Origin of the sequence: Arthrobacter sp. MYb229 (assembly GCF_002975405.1) — a bacterium.
Taxonomy (GTDB): Bacteria; Actinomycetota; Actinomycetes; order Actinomycetales; family Micrococcaceae; genus Glutamicibacter.
In genome coordinates, this window is sequence record NZ_PCPS01000007.1 from 122,862 (window position 1) to 140,671 (window position 17,810).

The 17,810-nt window shown below is 65.0% G+C and carries 15 protein-coding genes; 12 read left to right on the top strand and 3 right to left on the bottom strand.

Annotation, left to right across the window (positions count from 1 at the left end):
• Positions 1-2: 2 nt before the first annotated feature.
• Entirely contained in the window at positions 3-698 is a 696-nt protein-coding gene (gene nucS / locus CQ019_RS16120; RefSeq protein ID WP_105554262.1) for an endonuclease NucS, read from the bottom strand.
• A gap of 55 nt (positions 699-753) precedes the next feature.
• Here nucS and CQ019_RS16125 point away from each other — a divergent pair, with 55 nt between their 5' ends.
• Positions 754-1,095, top strand: coding sequence for an ATP/GTP-binding protein (locus CQ019_RS16125; protein ID WP_105554261.1), 342 nt, complete (start codon positions 754-756; stop codon positions 1,093-1,095).
• Here CQ019_RS16125 and CQ019_RS16130 read toward each other — a convergent pair.
• Positions 1,092-2,366 (bottom strand): AI-2E family transporter, encoded by a 1,275-nt coding sequence (locus CQ019_RS16130; RefSeq protein WP_258133691.1) that lies wholly within the window; start codon positions 2,364-2,366, stop codon positions 1,092-1,094. The genes CQ019_RS16125 and CQ019_RS16130 overlap by 4 nt on opposite strands.
• Before the next feature lie 159 nt (positions 2,367-2,525).
• Between CQ019_RS16130 and CQ019_RS16135 the strand changes: the two genes are divergently transcribed.
• The 4 genes from CQ019_RS16135 (at position 2,526) to CQ019_RS16150 (ending at position 7,658) form a co-directional block, all read left to right on the top strand.
• The gene (locus CQ019_RS16135; protein ID WP_105554259.1) at positions 2,526-4,292 is read left to right on the top strand and encodes a hypothetical protein; all 1,767 of its coding nucleotides are present in this window, start codon (positions 2,526-2,528) and stop codon (positions 4,290-4,292) included.
• Positions 4,292-5,200: a tetratricopeptide repeat protein gene (locus tag CQ019_RS16140; protein ID WP_105554258.1), complete on the top strand. Its 909-nt coding sequence runs from the start codon at positions 4,292-4,294 to the stop codon at positions 5,198-5,200. The genes CQ019_RS16135 and CQ019_RS16140 overlap by 1 nt, the downstream gene beginning before the upstream one ends.
• 152 nt (positions 5,201-5,352) lie before the next feature.
• Positions 5,353-6,111, top strand: coding sequence for an ABC transporter ATP-binding protein (locus CQ019_RS16145; protein WP_096283870.1), 759 nt, complete (start codon positions 5,353-5,355; stop codon positions 6,109-6,111).
• On the top strand, positions 6,093-7,658 hold the full coding sequence (locus tag CQ019_RS16150; RefSeq protein WP_105570116.1) for a transporter: 1,566 nt from the start codon (positions 6,093-6,095) through the stop codon (positions 7,656-7,658). Before CQ019_RS16145 ends, CQ019_RS16150 begins: the two co-directional genes overlap by 19 nt.
• A gap of 159 nt (positions 7,659-7,817) precedes the next feature.
• On the opposite strand, the gene CQ019_RS18955 is transcribed toward CQ019_RS16150, so the two are convergent.
• Positions 7,818-8,801: a DUF222 domain-containing protein gene (locus CQ019_RS18955; protein WP_374954810.1), complete on the bottom strand. Its 984-nt coding sequence runs from the start codon at positions 8,799-8,801 to the stop codon at positions 7,818-7,820.
• A gap of 1,102 nt (positions 8,802-9,903) precedes the next feature.
• Between CQ019_RS18955 and CQ019_RS16160 the strand changes: the two genes are divergently transcribed.
• The 7 genes from CQ019_RS16160 to CQ019_RS16190 all read left to right on the top strand — a co-directional run bounded on the left by CQ019_RS16160 (position 9,904) and on the right by CQ019_RS16190 (position 17,726).
• Positions 9,904-10,155, top strand: coding sequence for a DUF3039 domain-containing protein (locus CQ019_RS16160; RefSeq protein ID WP_105554255.1), 252 nt, complete (start codon positions 9,904-9,906; stop codon positions 10,153-10,155).
• A 39-nt stretch (positions 10,156-10,194) separates the two neighbouring features.
• A complete protein-coding gene (locus CQ019_RS16165; protein WP_105554254.1) occupies positions 10,195-11,961 on the top strand; it encodes a DEAD/DEAH box helicase in 1,767 nt (588 codons plus the stop codon).
• A gap of 527 nt (positions 11,962-12,488) precedes the next feature.
• Entirely contained in the window at positions 12,489-13,382 is an 894-nt protein-coding gene (locus CQ019_RS16170; protein ID WP_258134038.1) for a TetR family transcriptional regulator C-terminal domain-containing protein, read from the top strand.
• A gap of 40 nt (positions 13,383-13,422) precedes the next feature.
• On the top strand, positions 13,423-14,322 hold the full coding sequence (locus CQ019_RS16175; protein ID WP_105570118.1) for a 3-keto-5-aminohexanoate cleavage protein: 900 nt from the start codon (positions 13,423-13,425) through the stop codon (positions 14,320-14,322).
• Positions 14,323-14,324: 2 nt separating this feature from the next.
• On the top strand, positions 14,325-15,272 hold the full coding sequence (locus tag CQ019_RS16180) for a 3-hydroxyacyl-CoA dehydrogenase NAD-binding domain-containing protein (RefSeq protein WP_105570119.1): 948 nt from the start codon (positions 14,325-14,327) through the stop codon (positions 15,270-15,272).
• Positions 15,269-15,724 carry a thioesterase family protein gene (locus CQ019_RS16185; protein WP_105570120.1) on the top strand — a complete coding sequence of 152 codons (456 nt, stop codon included), beginning with the start codon at positions 15,269-15,271 and terminating at the stop codon, positions 15,722-15,724. The genes CQ019_RS16180 and CQ019_RS16185 overlap by 4 nt, the downstream gene beginning before the upstream one ends.
• 61 nt (positions 15,725-15,785) lie before the next feature.
• Entirely contained in the window at positions 15,786-17,726 is a 1,941-nt protein-coding gene (locus CQ019_RS16190) for a BCCT family transporter (RefSeq protein WP_105570121.1), read from the top strand.
• Positions 17,727-17,810 lie beyond the last annotated feature (84 nt).

A 17,810-nucleotide genomic window follows, 5' to 3' on the forward strand; every position in this document is an offset into this window, starting at 1 on the left:
GCTTAGAAGAGTCTGCCCGCAGAGTCATCGACTCCGCGCATTGCATCGTAATCCAGGGTCAGGCAGCGGATCCCGCGGTCCTCGGCCAGGGTGCGGGCCTGCGGCTTGATCTGCTGTGCGGCGAACACTCCGGTGACCGGTTTGAGCAGCGGATCGCGGTTGAGCAGCTCCAGGTAGCGGGTGAGCTGCTCGACACCGTCGATGTCTCCGCGGCGTTTGAGTTCCACCGCCACCGCGGCGCCGGAGGAATCGCGCGCCAGGATGTCCACCGGGCCGATGGCGGTCATGTACTCGCGGCGCACCAGCCGGTGACCGTCGCCGAGCAGCCCGATCTGCTCCGCCAGCAGGCGCTGCAGATCGGCCTCCACGCCGTCCTTGATCAGCCCCGGGTCCACGCCGAGCTCATGAGCCGAATCGTGCTCGATCGAATGGAAGCTGATGGTCAACTTGTCATCGGTCTTCGCGCTGGTCACATGCCAGACGCTGAGCGCGCCGAGGGCGGCGGCGTCCTCATCGGGACTCGCCTCACGTAATACCAGCGGCGGATTCATCCAGTTCAACGGCTTGTAACTGCCGCCGTCGGAATGGATCAGCACCGAACCATCGGCCTTGACCATGATCAGCCGGGTAGCTAGGGGGAGGTGGGCTCGAAGACGGCCCTCGTAATCTACTGAACACTTTGCAACCACTAAACGCACCCGACCTACTTTACCGGTTCGTGCCGCCGGTGCGCGATACGGCATGATTAAAGGCATGCCACGTTCGAACCGCCCGCGCCGCAAACCAGGATCCGCACCGAATGCTCGTTCGCGGTCCAGCGCGCCGCAGGGCAATGACGAAGATTGGATGCAGCGCGCCCGCTATGGGGTGGTGCGCCTGCAGGATGCCCCGGACGGGCAATGGCATGTGCGCAAGGTGTCCCCGCTGAACGCGGTGAAAACCTATACCTGCCCGGGCTGCCATCGAATGATCACCCCGGGCGTGGCGCACCTGGTGACCTGGCGGGCCGATCATTGGTCCGGGGACGATGCGGCCGCGGCGAATCGCCGGCACTGGCATCCGAACTGCTGGGAATCGCGCTCCTACCGCTACTAGAGCCGGTCCTGGCGGGCGATGAACACCTCGCGCAGCAGGATCATCGCCGAGGCGGCGACCGGGATGGCCATCAGCGCCCCGGTGATCCCCACCAGCGTGCCGCCGGCGATCACCGAGATCACCGCGACGGCCCCGGGCACCGCGACGGCCTTGTTCATTATGCGCGGGGAGACGAAGTAGGCCTCCAGCTGCAGGTAGCCGAAGTAGCAGACCGCGTAGATCAGCGCCGTCTGCCAGCCCAGGGTGAGGGTGACCAGGGTGACCAGCACCCCGGCGATCACCGCGCCGACCAGCGGAATGAAGGCCAGCATCGCGACCAGCAAGGTCAGCAACGCCGCGAAGGGGACCTCCAGCAGGGTCATCAGCGCCAGCGCGACGAGCGCGTTGAGCACCGCCACCGAGGCCTGGCCCATGACGTAGTTGCCCACCGAGCGGGTGATGCGGGTAGCGATTTCGCTGGCGCGCGTCCGCTTGGAGCGCGGGACCAGGCGCATCGAAAACGACATCATGCCCGGCAGCGAGGCGAGGAAATAGATCGCCAGGACCAGCACGATCAGTACGCCGAACATCGACTGGGCCACCGTCTGGGAGACGCCCAGCACGCCGCCGAACACATTGGTGACCGCGCCGGAATCGCCGAAGAAGCGCTGCACCTCGGTATTAACGCGCGCCGAGAGCGCATACTGCGCATCGATCTGCCTGACCCACTGGCTGTTGAGGAAGTTGTCGGTGATTTCCGGGGCGCGGGAGATGAATTGGGTGATCTGCGTGACCAGCGTCGGGATGATCAGCGCCATGAACCCCGCGAAGATCGCCAGCAACCCGACCATTGTGGAGGTGACCGCCAGCGGCCGGTTCAACCCGCGGCGCATCAGGAACCGCACCACCGGGTCCAGTCCCAGGGCGATGAACAGGGCGATCGCAATCCAGGTGATCAGCGAGCCGACATTGGTCAGCAGGTAGTAGCCGGCCAGCGCCATTCCCACGCCGATGGTGCCCAAGAAGCCCATGGAGATCGGGTGCAGGGCGGGGATCGGCTCGGGGGTCCCCTGATCGGTGGCCTCCGGGAGCTCACCGAACGCGTTGGGGCGGCGCGGGGACTTCAGCAGTGCGTTCACCTTGGCGGAAAGCCGGCGCGCCCACTGCGCGGTGGGGGATTCGGGCTCGGTGGAACCCTGCTCGGGCTGCCCGGCGGACGGCTCGGTGGCGGAGGGGTGCGCGGGGTTGGTTGCCGGGTCCGGAAGTTCATTGGGCGGCTGATTACTCTCCATGGCACCGAGCATACCGCCGGAATGGGTTCTGAAAGTGCTCTATGACACTCCGACATGGTCATTTGAGCCACTTCACAGGTAGATCGCGGAACCATTGGGGCAATGGACTCGTTAGACTTGTGAAAGAACAGCTGTGACCGTTGGCGAATAGGTGAAGTCGTGCGAAAAGTTATCTCCGTGATCGCGATCCTGCTTGGGGCCGTTGCCCTGGTGGTAGGGATCGGACAGAAGACCTTTTGGGCTCCGCCCGAAACGGTCACCGCAAGCATGCCAGAATTTGAATCCGAGGCGCCGCTGACGGTTATCCAACCGTCGGTGCAGAATGCCAATGCCGAACCGGTGGAGCTGGTGATCAGCGGAGACGGCGAGTTCACCGCCTCGCTGGCGCGCAGCTACGACGTCGAGGCGTGGGTCGACAACGCCTCCCATGTCGAGCTGACCGGCGTGGACCGCGAAAACCACCAGCTGGTCGCCGAACTGATCGACGGGGAGAAGAAGACCCCGAACCCGGCTGGCGATGACCTGTTCTTCGACTCGCAGAAGGCCGATGGCACGATGACCTACCGCTGGACCGCGCCGGATAACGGCGACTGGTCGCTGCTGCTGGCCGCCGATGGCACCAAGGCGGCGCCAACCGATATTTCGGTCACCTATGCCAACGACGATGCCATGCCATGGGCGCTGCCGCTGATCATCATCGGCGCGCTGCTGCTCGTCTTCGGTGTGGCCCTGCTGCTGATGCGCGTGATCAAGCCTTCCAAGCCTGCACGCCGCGGAGAAGCTGCCTCCCCGAGCGCCAAGGGCGGCTCGACCACGCAGAACTCGCTGGCCATGGCCGCGGTGCTCGCCTTGGCCGTGGGCGGGGTCAGCGTGCCGATGGCACCGTCGGAAGACAAGCCAGCCGAATCGGCCAAGGCATCGGACTCCGCGAAATCCGAGGAATCGGAGAAAGCGGAGGAATCCAAGCCCGCCGACGACTCGAAGCCGGCCGACGAATCGACGTCCGCGGAAGCCGAACCCGATAGCTACCCGGTGCTCACCGAGGAGCAGCTGCAGCGGATCCTGGGCGACGTGGAGAAGCAGATCGGCAAGGCCGACGAGAAGAATACGAAGAAGGACCTGGATGCCCGTACCTCCGGTGCCTTCAAGGACCTGCGCACCAAGCGCTACGACATCCTGAATGACGACATCAAGATCGCCAAGCCGCTGGCGCTGAAGACCGCGGTGATTCGCTCGGCCGCCGTGCCAAATAGCTCCGAGGCGAAATTCCCGCGGGTGATCTCGGTGGTGACCGCAAAGGACTCGGATCCGGCCACCTTGCCGATGGCGTTGACCCTGAAGCAGGACAGCGCTCGCGAAAACTACAAGGTCAGCTTCGCCGCGCAGATGCTGCCGAACTCGACCTTCCCGGGCATCGCGGTGGGAGACCCCTCGATCCAGCAGCTGGGCAGCAATGCCGAAGGGCTGAAGGTCAAGCCGGAAGAGGCGCTCGATCAGCTCGCGGACGTGTTGACCAACGAGAAGTCCAAGCACAAGGGCAACTTCGCGGAATCCGAATTCATCAAGGCGATCCACTCGGGGCAGAAGAAGGAAAAGGAAGAAGCCAACGAGGCGAATGTGAAGTACTCGCGCTCGGTCAACAAGAAGGACACGCAGGTGATCTCCACCCCCGATGGCGGTGCGATCGTCACCGGCCGGCTGAACCAGAAGGCAGTATTCGAGCGCACCGAGGATGCAGATCCGCTGGAGAGCGCCGACGAGCTGACCAAGAAGTTGCTTGGATCGAGCACCTCTACCGGTAACGTAGAGATCACGTACGCCGAACCGGTGATGATGTACATCCCAGCGTCCGGCAATGACGACAAGATTCAGCTTGTCGCCAGCGAGGTAGTGTTGCTGAGCGTCAAGCAGGCGGAGGAGAACTAATGACCGAACCACATATTCCCTCGGCGCGCGGAGCCATCGATTTAGGCTCCCTGGCCGCCCACGGCCCGCAGGCCACCGAGGAGAACGCACCCGGCGCGGCGGCTAGCTGGACGCTGACCCTGGACGAGGCCGCATTCCAGCAGTTTGTCGGGCTCTCCCAGCAGGTGCCGGCGATCGTCTCCCTGGGTTCGCCTCGGGTGCAGGTCTCCGCAGACCTCGATGCCGCGCTGAAAACCCTCGTGGATCGCCGCGCCGGCAAGATGGTGCTCGGCCTGGTGGACGCGGAGAAGTACCCGAATATCGCCCAAGCGTTCAAGGCGGAGCAGATCCCGATGGTGATCGCGTTGGTCAACGGCCAGCCGGTCCCGCTCTTCCAAGGCCCGGCAGCTGCCGAGCAGATCGACCAGGTGCTCAACCAGCTGGCCGAACTGGGCGTGCAGCAGGGCTTGGCCGGGAGCGTTCCGGCGTTCTCCGGCGGAAGCGAAGAGCAGCCATTGCCGCCGCTGCACCAAAAGGCGGTGGATGCGATCGACGCCGGTGACTACGCCGCCGCCGAGGCAGCCTACCTTGAGGCGCTCAACGAAAAGCCCAACGATCAGGACGCCCAGGTCGGCGTCTACCAGGTGCGTTTGCTCTCCCGCACGCAGGCCCTGGAGCTGAACGAGGCGCGAGCCGCCGCGGCAGAAAACCCGGATGATCTCACCGCGCAGCTGAACGTTGCGGATCTGGACCTGGTCGGCGGACATGTGGAAGACGCCTTCGCCCGGCTGGTCTCGCTGATCTCGCGGTTGGCCGATGAAGACCGCGAACGGATCCGCCGCCGGCTGATCGAGCTCTACGCGGTGATCGGCAACGCGGATCCGCGTGTGGCGGCATCGCGCCAGAAGCTGGCCCGCGTGCTGTTCTAAGCACCCGCAGCCCATGACGGCCCACTTTCATTGCTCAGGCGATGAAAGTGGGCCGTTTTAATCTGCCCGGATGCTCCTACGACGGGCCTGGGCTGCGAGATTAACTCCAAAGGATGATGCGTCTTGACTTGGCAGGTTGATATTCTCGACACATGAATAGCATGGCGCTCGAAATAAGGAACCTTGCCAAGCAATTTGGTGACAAGGTGGCGGTGAACAATGTCAGCCTCCAGGTGCCCGCCAAGTCCTTCTATGGACTAGTCGGACCCAATGGTGCAGGCAAAACGACGATGCTTTCAATGGCGACCGGATTGCTGCGCCCGGATCAGGGCAGCGCGCTGGTCAACGGGGTGGACATCTGGGCGGAGCCGCACACCGCCAAGCGGACCCTGGGCGTGCTCGCCGACGGGGTGCGCCAATTCGACCGGCTGACCGGCCGGCAGCTGGTGACCTACGCCGGCCTGCTGCGCGGCATGGACCGCGAGGAGGTCACCACGCGCACCGAAGACCTGCTGCGCGTGATGGATTTGAGCGCGGACGGCGACAAACTCGTCGTGGACTACTCCGCGGGCATGACCAAGAAGATTTCGCTGGCGACCGCGATGATCCACTCGCCGAAGCTGCTGGTGCTCGATGAGCCCTTCGAAGCGGTGGACCCGGTTTCCGCGGCGAATATCCGCGACATCCTCAACGACTACGTCGCCTTCGGCGGCACCGTGATCGTTTCTTCGCACGTGATGGACCTGGTCCAGCGTATGTGCTCGCATGTGGCGGTCATCGACGGCGGCGTGCTCAAGGCCTCGGGCACGGTGGACGAGGTACGCGACGGGATGTCCTTGGAGGACCGCTTCGTCGATCTGGTCGGCGGCCGTGGCACAAGTGAAGGGCTGTCATGGTTGCGTACATCCTAAAGCTGAAGCTGCGGCTGCTGGCCAACGGCTTCAAGCGCAGCCCGTGGCAGCTGGCGGGCGTGATCATCGGTGGGCTTTACGCGCTGGGCATGGTGGTGATGCTGTCGCTGGCCATGTGGTTTAGCGCCGACAACTTAGAGGCGCGCGGCTGGGTGAGCGTGCTGGTCGGTTCGGTGATTGTGCTCGGTTGGGCGGTGATCCCGCCGATGATCACCGGTGTGGACCTGACCCTGGAGCCACAGCGCTTCGTCCACTTCGGCATCGAGGCCAAGACGTTGGCCCGCGGGCTGATCCTCGCCGGGTTCATCTCGGTTCCGGCCTTTCTGACGATGCTTGCGGTGCTGGGCTTTTCCACGATCTGGCGACTGGATCCATTGGCGCTCATCGTTGGGCTGCTCTGTGCGATCGGCACCTGGGTGATGGCGATTCTGCTCTGCCAGTACCTGACGATCATGGCCACCGCGCTGCGCGCCAAGCGCCGTTTCCGCGAGCTGTCTTTCGGTGTGCTGTTCTTGCTGTTGATCAGCCTGGGCCCGATCATCACCACGATCGCCACCAACGTCGAATCGATCTTCGACCTGCTGATCCCCGCCACCAAGGTCCTTGCGTTCACCCCGCTCGGTGCCTTTGCAGCCGTGCCAAATGACTTTGCCACCGGTCAGTTCGCGGCCTTGGGGCTGCACCTTGCGTTGGCGCTGGTCTACCTGGCCGGGCTGTATCTCTTGCTGACCCGAGCCACCGGCAAGGCCACGGTCACTCCGCCGGCCGCGCAGCGTGCATCGAGCGCGAAGGGATTGGGGTTCTTCAAAATCACCCCGGCTACGCCCAGCGGCGCGGTGGCCGCGCGCGCCCTGACCTATTGGTTCAAAGACCCGCGCTATGCGTTGAGCGTGATCATGGTGCCGATGCTCCCGATCATCTTCTACTTTGCCAGCGGAACCACGGGAAACTACTCCATGATGCTGCTGCTCGGTCCGTTGATCGGCATTCTGATGGGTTTCTCGATCTCCGCGGATGTCTCCTATGACAACACCGCCTTTGCGCTGCATGTGCTCACCGGTGTGACGGGCAAGGACGATCGTTTGGGCCGCGTGCTGGCGTGCTTTGCACTGGTCATCGTGCCGCTGATCCTGGCCGCGGTCTTGCCGGCCTCGCTGACCGGTCAGCCGTGGCGTATTCCCGGCGATCTGGGAATGTCCTTAGGAGCGTTCCTGATTGCGTTGGGCGTCGCCTCGATCGCTTCGGCGCGGTACACCTACGCGGTGCCGCTGCCTGGGGACAATCCGATGAAGACTCCGCCAGGCAATGGTGCCCGCGTGGCGCTGACTCAGCTGGCGACCTTTGGCATCATGGGTGTGCTGCTGATTCCAACGCTGGTGCCATATATCTTCGGTTGGGTGACTCAATCGATGCTGGCCGGATACATTACCGTCGCGGTCGGCCTGATCACCGGTTCCATCATGCTGTTCCTTGGGATCAGGATTGGCGGCAAGACCATGGACGCGCGTCAGCCGGAGCTGATGCAAGCGGTGCTGGTCAACCGCTAGACAGCAAACCCTGCAACGCCCGCATCAACCGGGTCGGATTTTCTCCGACCCGGTTGATGCGGGCGTTGTCTTAACTCACGAACTAACCGAATTGATGCCCTGGTCTCCTGCGCCTTGCGCGGTCACGGTCGTGGGCGGAGTTCTCCCGCTCACCGGTGGCTAGTCCCAATACGTATTACGCCGCGGCTGCTGCTCCGGATCAACATGCTTCGGCAAAATCACATGCGGCAACCCATCCACCAACACCACCTGGATCCGCCCCGCATCGGCATCCATATGCGCACCACGGCACAAAGCCCCCAAATTGCCCAGCTTCGTCTCCCCGCCCTTCCACCACGGATCAATATGGTGGAACTCCACCTTCTCTGGCGGCTCCGTGCAGCCGGGCACAATGCACCCGCGATCGCGGGCCAGCACCGCCCGCTTGAGCTTCTCCGGCACGATGCGTTGGGCTCGGCCGTAGTCGAGCAGTTCGCTCTTCGAGTTGAACACCGCCGGTATGATCTCGGCCTGGCACAAGAGCCGTCTTAGCTCTCCGGGCGGCAGATGCACCCCGTGCGCGGTCCGCGCATCCCCGGCAGCCAAATCCTGCAGGTTCTCCAGCTTCAGATGCACGATCACCTCGGGCCGGATCCGCGCCCCTCCACCAGCAGTGGTGGTGGTGGTGGTGAGGATGTCCAGCAGCGCGTTCAGCGCCCGTTCGGGCACGGTGGCGATGGTTTCGGTCTCTTCGGGGTCCCAGCGCGCTTCGTTGCCCACCCCTTCGGGAAGGAAATCCGGGAAGCCCGGACCCGATGCGGCTTTGGTGCCGGCTTCCGGTGAAGGGGCTTCACGATCTGCAGCGCTTTGAGTGTCAGCGACAACGGCTTCCGGTACCACCGGATCGTTCGCAAGATCGGCGTCCGCTGTGGAACTGTTTGGCTCCGCGTCCTTGTCGGTGCCGTTTTGTTCGCCGCTGGTCGGGTCGATGGTGCCGGATGCTTCTGCTTCGTCGTGGGACGGTGCAGGGTCACCGGGGTTCGTGCGCACCGCCTGCCCCACCCGGGTACGCGGATTATTGGCCTGCGCGATCAACGAATCGAGCACCTCGCCCTCCAACGTGCTCACCCGCAAGAGGAACTCCCGGCTCAGCGCATTGCGCACCGGCAACGCATACAACCCGCGCCGCACCGACGCTTTGGTCGCGGTGCCCGGCGTGGTGGCGGCGCTGCTGATCAGCTGCGTCACGTGCTTCTCGGCTTCCTTCACGCTCTGCGCCCCGCGCAGCACGTCGGCGGCGTGTTCTTCCACCGCCCGCCCGTCAGCATGGCGCAGTGTTGGTTCGGTGCCGGTGCCGGTGCCTTCGAAGGTCAGGTCCTTCGGTTCGCGTTTGGCCAGCTTGCGGCTGGTCTCCTGCACGAGGGACGGATGCAGCACCGGGGTTCTGGTGGGGTCCGGGGTGGTGAACAGTGCACCGAGGTGGGTGAAGCGCGGCGGGACCGACTGGCCTGCCGGGTTCCGGCGGCCGATGAGGTCACTGGCGTCCTGGACGAGGCCGGCCGCTTCGGCATAGGGCAGGTGCAGCCAAGACGCGAGCAGGGCGGCGGGGTCCAGGAAGCTGGGCCGCCCGGTGCAGCGCTGCGCGTCCCGGCTGGTGTCGGCGCCGGTGGTACGCAGTGCGTCCAGTTCCTCCGTGTGGAGGGTGTGGGCGTTGGTGGCCGCGAGGCGGTCCGCGGCGGTCACGCGCATGCGGGCGGCTTCATCGGCCAGCGCTTGTCCGGCAGAAGCCAGTTCCAGGGCGAGGCGTGGGTCCTCGGTGCCGGCCAGGTGTTCGCGCAGGGTGCTAAGCAGCTGTGTGGTGCCGGTGAACAGGGCCCGCAGGTCGGTGCCCGCCAGGCTCGGGGACAAGCCCGGGCCGGTGAGCTCGGTGAGCTCCCGGTCCAGCTGGCTGAGGGTGTCCCCGAGGGCGGTGGTGTTCATGGGTTCGAGTATGCGCCCGGACAAACAGGGGGTGGGCGTGCGGAGCGCGGACTGTGGATAAGCCTCCGCGCAATTGGGCGCGCAGACACACCCGGTGGCATCGGAGGTTTGGAAGGCAGCGAGCTCAAGTGGGTGGGACGCCGGCGAGGGGAGGCAAAAGCGCTGGTTGTGCGGGTATTCATGCGCGTCCTGCCGGGGCAGCAGACGAGTCAAGGGGATGGCAGTGTGGACAAGCTCCCATCGTCGAGGGTGCCGTGCTGCGCCGTGGCGTACTAGAATTGGTGGCATGGTGGAACAGTCTGAAGAAACCCGTGGTGGAACATCAACGATCGAACGCACGGAGACGACGCATGGCGTCGAGGCCGGCGATCATGAGCGCTTTGCGCACTATGTGCAGAAGGAAAAGATCATGGAGTCGGCGTTGTCCGGCGAGCCGGTGATCGCGCTGTGCGGCAAGGTGTGGACGCCGGGCCGTGACCCGAAGAAGTTCCCGGTCTGCCCCGAATGCAAGGAAATCTACGAATCCATGATGGGTTAAGTAGCGGGACAACCAGCAGGAACCATCGGGAAAAGGTAAATGACCGAGACACTTTTTGATTTTGGTGACAAGCTTCCGCTGGAAGACAAGCTCCCTCCGGCGTATCCGGAACGGGCTGCCTGGGGAACCGGGCCGAAGCTTCGTGCCTGGCAGGCCGAGGCGCTGGCAAAATACTTTGACGCCGAACCACGGGACTTCATGGCCGTGGCGACCCCCGGTGCGGGTAAAACTACCTTCGCGCTGCGCCTGGCGAAGGTGCTGGTCGATTCGGGCAAGATCAACCGGATGATCGTCGTCGCGCCCACGGACCACCTGAAAAAGCAGTGGGCCGATGCCGCGGCACGTGTGGGAATCGCGCTGGATCCGAACTACAAGAACTCCGATGGGCGGCACGGCTCGCACTACTTGGGTGTCGTGGTGACCTATGCGCAGGTGGCGCAGAAGCCAGCGGTGCACCGGGCGAAAACCGAAGGCGCGCGCACGCTGGTCGTGATGGACGAGGTGCACCACGCAGGCGACGCGCTCTCCTGGGGCGATGGCATTCGCGAGGCCTTCGAGCCGGCCACCCGCCGGCTGGCGCTGACCGGTACTCCGTTCCGCTCGGACGCGGCGCCGATTCCCTTCGTGCAGTATGTGGACGAGGGAGATGGCATCCGCCGCTCGAAGGCGGATTACACCTACGGCTATGGCAAGGCGCTGGCGGACCACGTGGTGCGCCCGGTGCTGTTCATGGCCTATTCCGGGGCGATGCGTTGGCGCACCGCGGCTGGCGAGGAGATGGAAGCCGAGCTCGGCGCCGGATTCACCAAGGATGTCACCGCGCATGCGTGGCGCACCGCCTTGGACCCGCACGGCGACTGGATTCCTTCGGTGCTGCGTGCGGCGGATCGCCGGCTTTCCGAGGTGCGGCGCACCGTGAAGGATGCCGGCGCCCTGGTGATCGCCACCGACCATGAGGACGCGCGCGGTTATGCCACCCAGCTGGAGGCGATCAGCGGCGAGAAGGTCACCACCATCCTCTCGGATGACCCGAAGGCCTCGCAGAAGATCGACGATTTTGCCGCCTCGGATTCGCGCTGGATGGTCGCGGTGCGCATGGTGTCCGAGGGTGTGGACGTGCCCCGGCTGTGCGTGGGCGTGTATGCCACTTCCACCTCGACCCCGCTGTTCTTCGCGCAGGCCGTCGGGCGTTTTGTGCGCAGCCGAAAGCGTGGCGAGGTCGCCAGCGTGTTCCTGCCCTCGGTGCCGGTGCTGATGGCGCTGGCCAACGAGATGGAGATCGAACGCGACCACGCGCTGGACCGCGAAGGGGAGAAGCTCGAAGACGGACTGGACGACGCGTTCCTCGAAGAGGCGAATCGCGAGGAGAAAGCCAGCGACGAGCTGAACAAGGCCAAATTCGAGGCGCTGAATTCCCAGGCCTCCTTCGACCGGGTGCTCTTCGATGGCGGCGAGTTCGGCACCGGTGCGGAGCTGGGCAGCGATGAGGAGCTCGGCTTCCTCGGGATTCCCGGCCTCTTGGATACCGAGCAGGTGTCCGCGCTGCTGCGCGAGCAGCAGAACAAGCAGATTTCGCGCGGGGCCACGAAGCCCGAACCGGTCAGCGACCACCGGCGGATGATGGACTTGCGCTCGAAGCTGTCCAAGAACGTCTCGGCCTGGGCTTCGCGCACCGGCGTGCCGCATGGGCAGGTGCACAACAAGCTGCGCAGCGTATGCGGCGGTCCGGCGGTGCCGCAGGCGACCGCGGACCAGCTGCAGGCGCGCATCGACAAGCTGCAGGATTGGTTCGTCGGGCGCAAATAGGTCCGGCGATCCGCCGACGGCGCCCCGCATCATGCGGGGCGCCGTCGGCGTTTAACGAAGGCTCAGGGCGCGGGGCTGGCCGCTTCCAGGCCCGTGGCCAGCGCCGTGAACCGAACGGAATCCGAGCGGCGAGCAGTTGTTATTTTCGCTCTTGAAAGTCGCCATTCCATGCAGCCTGCCCGCCAGGATCCGGTAGGACCCGGCTTCGGGCACCGCTTGCTTTCCTCGCATTGCTGGACAGGGTCGCCGAGCGCATGACGCAAACATCGTCTCCGCGGCCGGCGGAGTTGAGCCCAGCTGCGGGATGCACCTTTGGCGTACTTGCTTCCGGCCGCTCGCAAGGAGCTTTCCCAGAGCGGCTCGGCCTACGTACTGCTGGGAACCGTTCCGTGTCTTGCGCCGTTGCTCCCGGGCTCGCTTCTGTCACGGCATGAATCGCCAATGCGACGCGGTTCCCAAAATCGCAAGTTCTGACTAAATATCAAAATACTTTGCGATTCATGAAAGTTGCATATAGGCTAGCTGGCATGCCAAGTACCACAGCGATGGGCCCGATCGGCGAGCGAATCCGGACCGCAATCAAAAAGAGCGGCAGTTCGCAGCGGGAGATCGCCGCGCAAATTCGCATCGATGAAACGAAGCTCTCCAAGTCTTTGAAAGGATTGCGGCGGTTTACCGCCGACGAGCTGCTGCGCCTTGCCACAGCTACCGGGGTGACGGTCAGCTGGATCATGGGCGAGGAGAGCTCTGCGGTTTCCGCCGCCATCCCGAGACTGGAGGGTGCCGCTGAGCGTCTCCCGTCGGCTGATCAAAAGTTAGGCCATCGCAAAATTATCGAAACGGCTTGGCGATTATTTGCCGAGCAGGGCTTTGAATCGGTGCGGATTGCCGACATCGCGGCCGAAGCCGGAGTATCCAGCGCGACGGTCCATTATTACTTCCCGACCAAGCAGGAACTGTTCGGCGCGGCGATGAACTACTCGGTGAAACTGGCCTATAACCGACAAGTCGCGTGGCTGAGCGAGGTAACCGACCCGGCCGAGCGGTTGACCAGGCTGCTTGAGCTGCAATCTCCCGATGGGCGAACCGCGGAGCTTGAATGGTCGATCTGGGTCCAGATGTGGAACAAGATCACCGTGGATGGACGCTACGACGAGGCCTATGTCGAGAGTTACCGGCGCTGGGTAGCGACCGTACGCAGCACGATCGAGGATGGCCAACGCCAGGGGCTGTTCCGGGCGGGCGACCCCGACAGCATGTCGCTGGAACTGACCTCGCTGATGGATGGATACGGCATCAAGGTGCTGACCCGGGTGATCGACAAGCCGGCCATGGCCCGCGGATTGCGCGACTATCTCCGGCGCTGCATCGCGTTGGACGGATCCCGGGCCGATTCCCGTTGGGCCGCGGAATCCCGGTAATTCGCAGACCGGGCAAAAGAGCTACAAAAGGAGTTTAGAGATGAACCGAAAAATAATCTTGACCTGCGCCCTGACCGGAGCAGGCGACACCACCGCAAAGAGCGAGTTCGTTCCGGTGACTCCGGAAGAAATCGCCAACGATGCGATTGCCGCGGCACGGGCCGGTGCCTCGGTCGTCCACATCCACGTGCGCGATCTGCAGACCAGGCTCAGCTCGCGCAAGGTCGAATACTACCGCGAGGTCGTTGAACGCGTCCGCGCCTCGGAGGTGGACCCGGTCATCAATCTGACCGCCGGAATGGGCGGGGACCTGGTCCTCGACCCGCAGAACCCGACCGCCCAGCTGCCGGGCACCGACTTGGTCAGCGGCCTGGAACGGCTGCCCCACGTCGAGCAGCTGCTGCCGGAAATCTGCACGCTGGACTGCGGTTCGCTGAACTTCGGCGATGGCAGCAACCTCTACGTCTCCACTCCGGACATGCTGCGCGAAGGCGCGGCACGGATCCAGCAGCTGGGGGTGCGCCCGGAGCTGGAGATTTTCGACACCGGGAACCTGTGGTTCGCCAATGTCATGGTGCAGGAGGGATTGATCGACCCGCCGCCGCTGTACCAGCTGTGCATGGGCGTGCCCTACGGGGCCCCGGTGGACCCGGGCCTGCTCCACGCGATGGTCAACCTGCTGCCCAAGGGCGCGGAATTCACCTCCTTCGCCATCGGCGCCAACCAGCTGCCCTGGGTGGCCCAGTCGGTGCTGGCCGGCGGCCACGCCCGCGTCGGCCTGGAGGACAACCTGTACCTGTCCAAGGGAGTGAAAGCCACCAACGCGCAGCTCACCGACCGCGCGGTGGGCATTATCGAATCCCTGGGCGCCGAAGTGGCGACCCCCGACGAGGCCCGCGAAATCCTCGACCTCAAAGTCCAGATCCCGGCAGGAGCCTGAGCATGGAACGCATTCGCGCAATCAACGACATCGACACCATCGCCTGCATCGGTGCCGGAACCATCGGCGGCGGCTGGGCCGCCTACTTCCTGGCCCGCGGCTACCAGGTCAAGGTCTGGGACCCGGCACCCGACGCGGCCGCGAAACTGGGACGGCTGATCGAGGCGGCCTGGCCGGCCCTGGAACAGCTGGACATGGTCCACGGAGCGGACAAGAACGCCTTCAGCGTGCACACCGATTTGTCCGAAGCGGTCGCCGGGGCGGGGTTCGTGCAGGAATCGGCCCCCGAACAGCTAGAGCTCAAGCGCAAGCTGTTCGCGGAGCTGGACGCGGTGGTGGATCCGGACGTGGTCATCGGTTCCTCCACCTCCGGCTACCCGATGACGGATATGGCCGCGGCGCTGGCGCACCCCGAGCGTTTTGTGGTCGGCCATCCGTTCAACCCGCCCTACCTGATCCCGCTGGTCGAGGTGGTCGGCGGCGAGCTGACCAGCAAGCGGGCCGAGGCATGGGCCGCCGAATTCTACGAGCAGATCGGCAAGTCGGTGATCCTGATGGACCGCGAGGTCCCCGGATTCATCGCCAACCGCCTGCAGGAGGCGCTGTGGCGCGAGGCGCTGCACATGATCGACAACGGCGAGGCCACGGTCGAGCAGATCGACCGTTCGATCACCGACGGCCCGGGGCTGCGCTGGCCGATGCATGGCCCGATGCTCACCTTCCATCTGGCCGGCGGCGAAGGCGGCATGGCGCATATGCTCGACCATTTCGGACCGTCGCTGAAGTCGCCGTGGACGCGCCTGGATGCCCCGGAGCTGACCGGTGAGCTGCGCGATTCGGTGGTGGCCGGCTGTGACACGGCCGCCGGCGAACGGAGTTTCGGGCAGCTGGTCGCCGAACGCGACGCCGGGATTATCGCCATCCGCAAACTTGCCGGAGGCCGGGGATGAGCGCCCAACAGCCGGGGCTGCTGAGCAGCTACGAAACGACGGTTGACGCGGCCTGGATCGATTACAACGGGCACATGTCCGAGCCCTACTACGTGCTGGTCTTCGGATACGCCACGGATGCCGCGATGGAGTCGCTGGGCCTGGGGGAGGACTACCGGGCCGCCAGCGGCTGCTCGCTCTACACCGTGGAAGCCCATGTGCGCTACCTGCAGGAGGTTTCGCTCGGCGAACCGCTGAGCGTGCGCACGGTGCTGGCCGGCTTCGGCGCGAAGAAACTGCATCTGGCTCACGAGCTGTACCGCTCGGGGCAACTGGTGGCGACCGAGGAAATCCTCGGGCTGCACGTGGACCAGGCGGCCGGGGCCACCGTGCCGTTTGGGCCCGGCATCCTGTCCGCGGCCCGGCGCGCTGCCGCGGACCCGCCGCCGTGGTGCGGGCGCAGGATCGGGTGAGGAACCGGATCCAGCCCGCGCCGGCAAGGCAGTGACGACAAAGCGACCTCAGGTGGAAAACATGGCAAAGCAGAATACCCCGCGGGAACCGCACCCCGCCCGACCCCGGCCTCCGATGCGCAAGCTGCTCAAGGAATTCACCCAGCCCGGGCTGGTGCATCCGGCCCTGATTCCGGGCATCGGCGTAGAATCGACCAGGCAGGATTTCCGCACCAATAAACTAGTCTTCGCCTTATCCGGCGCGTTGATTGTGGCGGTGATTCTCTGGGCCGTGCTGGCACCTGATACCGTCGCCACGCTCGGCGGCACGGCGCTGTCCTGGGTGACCACGAACTTCGGCTGGATGTTCGGGCTGCTCTCGATCGCGATCGCCGTGTTCATGCTGGTGGTCGGCTATTCGCGCACCGGCGGCATCCGCTTGGGCGCCGACGATGAGAAACCCGAATTCTCGACCGTGTCCTGGGTGGCGATGCTGTTCTCGGCCGGCATCGGCATCGGCTTGCTGTTCTATGGCCCCTATGAACCGCTGGTCTACTTCCAGGATCCGCCCTACGGGTTCGAGTCGGCCGCCGGAACCCCGGATGCCATGCACGATGCCATGGCGCAAACCATGCTGCACTGGGGCCCGATCGCCTGGGCCTACTACGCGCTGGTCGGCGGCGCCATCGCCTACAGCGCCTACCGGCGCGGGCGTCCGCCGCTGATCTCCTCGATCTTCGAACCGATCTTCGGCGCCCGCACCCACGGTCCGATCGGCATGGCCATCGACATCTTCGCCATCCTGGTGACGCTGTTCGGCACGGCCATCTCGCTGGGCATCGGCGCCCTGCAGATCGGCCGCGGCTACCAGATGGTCAGCGGGGCCGGGCCGGTGGGCAACACGTTCCTGATCGGCTCGATCGCCGTGCTGACGGTGCTGTTCATCCTTTCGGCGGTCTCCGGGGTCAAGCGCGGCATCCGCGCCCTGTCGAACCTGAATATGGTGCTGGCCGGGATGCTGGCGCTGTTCATCTTCATCGTCGGGCCGACCCTGTTCATCTTGAACTTCATGCCCGCCAGCATGGCCGCGTTCTTCGGCGAGCTGTGGACCATGCTGATGCGCAACCCGAACCAGAGCCCGGAAGCGGCCGAGTTCATGGGCGGCTGGACCACCTACTACTGGGCCTGGTGGGTGACCTGGACCCCGTTCGTGGGCCTGTTCATCGCCAAGATCTCCCGCGGCCGCACGCTGCGCGAGTTCGTGACCGTGGTGATCATCGTCCCCGCGCTGGTCTGCTTCTTCTGGTTCTCCATTTTCGGCGGCACCTCGATGTGGATGGAGCTGACCGGCCAGGGCATCAGCGATGCCGGTTCGCCGGAGGCGATGCTGTTCGCGGTCCTGGACCAGCTGCCCGGAGGCACCGTGCTGTCGATCATCGCGATGGCCTCGATCATCGTCTTCTTCGTCACCTCGGCCGATTCGGCCTCGATCGTCATGGCCTCGATGTCGCAGCGCGGCCGGCCCGAGCCTTCGCGCTGGGTCACCGTGGTGTGGGGGCTGCTGCTGGGGCTCACCGCGGCCTCGCTGCTGCTGGCCGGCGGAGCGGAGGGGCTGGCCGGACTGCAATCGCTGATGGTGGTCTCGGCACTGCCGTTCGCCTTTGTGGTGATGGGCATCATGATCGCCTGGTGGCGCGATCTGCGCACCGATCCATATATTCTGCGGGTCAAGTTCGCCCATGCGGCGATCGCCCAGGGCATCCGCCGCGGCATCGAGGACTTCGGCGATGACTTCGTGTTCAACGCCACCGAGGTGCGCAAGGAGGAAGGAGCCGGTGCCGGGCTGGGCACCAAGGATCCGCTGCTGACCGACTGGTACCTGCAGGCCACCGGGGAGATCGACCTGGTCAACCCCGCGGATATCGCCAGCAGCCGGCAGCCCGGAGCGATCCAGCGCGAGCGCCAGGCGGAGCCCACGCCTACCGCATCCGCGGATGCTTCGCTGTCCGTGGGCGAAAAGTAGCCGGTGCGGCGGCGCAGCGACAGGCTGCAGGATTGGTTTCTCGGGTGCAAATAGGTCCGGCCAACGACCGACGGCGCCCCGCAT

Excerpts from the sequence above, each read along its gene's own strand:
- CQ019_RS16125 (WP_105554261.1), top strand. The coding sequence starts at position 754 with ATGCCACGTTCGAACCGCCCGCGCCGCAAACCAGGATCCGCACCGAAT.
- CQ019_RS16130 (WP_258133691.1), bottom strand. The coding sequence starts at position 2,366 with ATGGAGAGTAATCAGCCGCCCAATGAACTTCCGGACCCGGCAACCAAC.
- CQ019_RS16140 (WP_105554258.1), top strand. The coding sequence starts at position 4,292 with ATGACCGAACCACATATTCCCTCGGCGCGCGGAGCCATCGATTTAGGC.
- CQ019_RS16145 (WP_096283870.1), top strand. The coding sequence starts at position 5,353 with ATGAATAGCATGGCGCTCGAAATAAGGAACCTTGCCAAGCAATTTGGT.
- CQ019_RS16150 (WP_105570116.1), top strand. The coding sequence starts at position 6,093 with ATGGTTGCGTACATCCTAAAGCTGAAGCTGCGGCTGCTGGCCAACGGC.
- CQ019_RS16160 (WP_105554255.1), top strand. The coding sequence starts at position 9,904 with ATGGTGGAACAGTCTGAAGAAACCCGTGGTGGAACATCAACGATCGAA.
- CQ019_RS16165 (WP_105554254.1), top strand. The coding sequence starts at position 10,195 with ATGACCGAGACACTTTTTGATTTTGGTGACAAGCTTCCGCTGGAAGAC.
- CQ019_RS16170 (WP_258134038.1), top strand. The coding sequence starts at position 12,489 with ATGCCAAGTACCACAGCGATGGGCCCGATCGGCGAGCGAATCCGGACC.
- CQ019_RS16175 (WP_105570118.1), top strand. The coding sequence starts at position 13,423 with ATGAACCGAAAAATAATCTTGACCTGCGCCCTGACCGGAGCAGGCGAC.
- CQ019_RS16180 (WP_105570119.1), top strand. The coding sequence starts at position 14,325 with ATGGAACGCATTCGCGCAATCAACGACATCGACACCATCGCCTGCATC.
- CQ019_RS16185 (WP_105570120.1), top strand. The coding sequence starts at position 15,269 with ATGAGCGCCCAACAGCCGGGGCTGCTGAGCAGCTACGAAACGACGGTT.
- CQ019_RS16190 (WP_105570121.1), top strand. The coding sequence starts at position 15,786 with ATGGCAAAGCAGAATACCCCGCGGGAACCGCACCCCGCCCGACCCCGG.